A 3,280-nucleotide genomic window follows, 5' to 3' on the forward strand; every position below is an offset into this window, starting at 1 on the left:
GCGTGACGCCCAGGGCGATGAGGTGGTGCGCGAGCTGATTCGCGCGCGCGTCCAGTTGGGCGTACGTCAGGGACTCCGTCCCGTTCGTGACCGCGACCGCCTCCGGTGTCCGCGCGGCCTGTGCCTCCACCCGGACGTGGATCAACCCGGGTGCGGGGAGCCGTTCCTCCCGGCTGTTCCACGCGACCAGGACCTGCTCGCGCTCCTCCCGCGACAGCAGGGGCAGGTCCGCCAGCGGCTGCTCGGGGTTCGAGGTGACGGCTTCGAGCAGGCGCACGTAGTGCCCGGCCATCCGGGCGACGGTCGCCTCCTCGAAGAGGGCGGTGTTGTACTCCCAGTAGGCGACGAGCCCGTGCGGCGTCTGCCGCATGAACAGCATGAGGTCGAAGCGGGAGACGCCCGACTGGAACGGGAGGTCCTCCACCGCGAGGCCGGGCAGGGACAGCGGCGTCGCGGCCCGCTGGAGGACGAACATCGTCTGCACCAGCGGCGTCCGGCTCAGGTCGCGCGGTGGCTTGAGCGCGTCCACGAGCTGTTCGAACGGCAGGTCCTGGTGCGCGAAGGCGCCCAGACAGCTCTCTCTCACGCCGCGCAGCAGGTGCCGGAACGAGCGGGAGCCGGTGACGTCCGCGCGCAGGGCCAGCGTGTTGACGAAGAAGCCGATGAGCCCCTCCACCTCGCGCCGGTTGCGGCCGGAGATGGGCGAGCCGACGACGATGTCGTCCTGGCCGCTGTAGCGCGCGAGCAGGGCCTGGAAGCCCGCCAGCAGCGTCATGAACAGCGTGGCGCCTTCGCGCTGGCCCAGGCGCTGGAGCGCGCCATGGAGGGACTGGGGCAGCAGCATCTCGAAGTTCGCGCCCTCGAAGGTCTGCACGGGCGGACGCGGCTTGTCGGTGGACAGGTCCAGCACGGACGGGGCTCCCGCCAGCTCCTGCCGCCACCAGGTGAGCTGCTCCTCCAACTCGTCTCCCTGGAACGACTCGCGCTGCCACCGGGCGTAGTCCACGTACTGGAGGGGCAGGGGCGGCAGCGTTGCCTGTCCTCGCGCGGCGTAGAGCGCGTTCAGCTCGCGCTGGAGCACGTCGATGGACCACCCGTCGAAGGCGATGTGGTGGATGACGAGCATCAACACGTGGTCGTCGTCCGCGACGCGCAGGAGCAGCCCCCGCATCAGCGGGCCGCGCCGCAGGTCGAACGGGCGCCGTGCTTCCTCCGTCAGCCGCTCCGGGAGCTTCGCGGCCTCCACGTCCGTCCTCGCCAGCGCGAAGTCCCACGCCGGCCCGATGCGCTGCACCGGCTGTCCGTCCACCTCGTCGAACGTGGTGCGCAGGACGTCGTGGCGCCGGACGATCTCCGCGAGGCTCCGCTCCAGCGCGTCCGCGTCCAGCGCGCCCCGCAGCCGGGTGACCATGGGCACGTTGTAGGAGAAGCCCAGCGTGTCCAGCCGCGAGATGAACCACAGCCGCTGCTGCGCGAACGACTGCGGCAGCCAGCCCTCGCGGGGGCCGGGGACCAGCGGGAGGGCCTGGATCCGGCTGCTCTCCAGCCGCAGCGCATCGATGCGCGCGGCGAGGCTGGTGACGGTGGGGGCCTCGAACAGGGCCCGCACGGACAGGTCCACCTGGAACGTCTCGCGCAGCCGGGAGACCACCTGCGTGGCGAGCAGCGAGTGCCCCCCCAGCTCGAAGAAGGAGTCCTGCGTGCCCACGCGCGCGCGGCCCAGGAGCGCGGCCCAGACCTCCGCCACCGCCGTCTCCGTCGCGGTGACCGGCGCCACGTAGGCGTCCTCCGTGAGCGTGTCACCCACGGGCGTGATGAGCGCCTTGCGGTCCACCTTGCCCACGGGCGTCAGCGGCAGCTGGTCCAGCTTCACGAAGGCGGCGGGGATCAGCGGCGCGGGAAGCCGGGCGGCCAGGCTCGGCCGCAGCGCGCTCACGTCCACGTTCGTGCCGGCCACCCAGGCCACCAGCCGCTTGTCGCCGGGGGCGTACTCCCGCACCTCCGCCACGGCGTCCTCCACGCCGGGCAGGTGGCGCAGGGCGGTTTCGACCTCTCCCAGCTCGATGCGGAAGCCGCGCAGCTTCACCTGCGTGTCCGCGCGCCCCATGAACGCCAGCTCGCCGGAAGGCAGCCACCGCGCGCGGTCTCCCGTGCGGTACAGCCGGGCGCCGGGGAGCTCGCTGAAGGGGTGGGGCACGAAGCGGTCCGCGGTGAGGTCCGGCCGGTCCAGGTAGCCCCACGCCAGGCCGTCGCCTCCCACGTACAGGTCGCCCACCACACCGGGCGGCACCGGCTCCAGGCGCGCGTCCAGCACCAGGGCCTGCGAGTTCTCCAGCGCGCGGCCAATGGGCACGGGCATCCGCGCGTCCAGGTCCCGCTTCACCTGATACGTGGCGGAGAAGGTGGTGTTCTCCGTGGGGCCATAACCGTTGACGACCGCGCGGCCCGCGTCCAGCAGCTTGCGCGCGGCCAGCGGGGACAGGACGTCGCCGCCGGTGAGGACCTGCCCCACCCGCGCGAGCGCCGCGGGCCGGTTCAGCGCCATCTGCTCGAAGAACGCGGTGGTGAGGAACATCACGCTGATGCGCTCGCGCTCCAGCGTCGCTTCCAGCTCCTCCAGCGACGGCGTCACCGGCGGGTAGAGGAACAGCTTCGCGCCGTGGAGCAGCGCCCCCCACAGCTCCAGCGTCGCGGCGTCGAACGACGTGGTGGCCAGCTGGAGGACGACGTCACCGGCGTCGAACCGGACGAAGGACACGCCCTTCACCAGCCGCGTCACGGCCCGGTGGGGAACGCCCACGCCCTTGGGCCGCCCGGTGCTCCCGGACGTGTACATGACGTACGCGAGCGCATCCGCGGGGATGCGCACGTCGGGCGCGACCTCCGGGTGGCCCGCGAAGGTCCTCCAGGACGGGTCCAGCACCACGACCCGCGCGGCCAGGCCCTCCAGCACGGCCTCTCGCCCCGGCTCCACCACGAGCACGGAGATGCGGGCGTCGCGCGCCATGAGCTCCAGGCGCTCGGAGGGATAGGCCGGATCCAGCGGGACGTACGCGCCCCCCGCCTTGAGGATGGCGAGCGTCGCCACGACCATCTCCAGCGACCGGCTCGCGCACAGGCCCACCGGCGTCCCCAGGCGCACGCCCTGGCGCCGCAGGTGGTGCGCGAGCTGGTTGGCGCGAGCGTCCAGCTCCGCGTACGTGAGCCGCTGACCTCCGGCCTCCAGGGCGACCGCGCCGGGCGTGCGCGCGGCCTGCTCCGCGAAGAGGGCGGGCAGGGA

At 73.0% G+C, this 3,280-nt stretch carries 1 protein-coding gene; it reads right to left on the bottom strand.

The features are described from left to right. Positions 1 to 3,280 (bottom strand): amino acid adenylation domain-containing protein (locus tag ACLEQD_RS39870; RefSeq protein WP_410391154.1); only part of this gene is annotated, 3,280 nt, incomplete at both ends.

This window comes from Corallococcus sp. 4LFB (assembly GCF_046520365.1).
GTDB lineage: Bacteria > Myxococcota > Myxococcia > Myxococcales > Myxococcaceae > Corallococcus > Corallococcus caeni.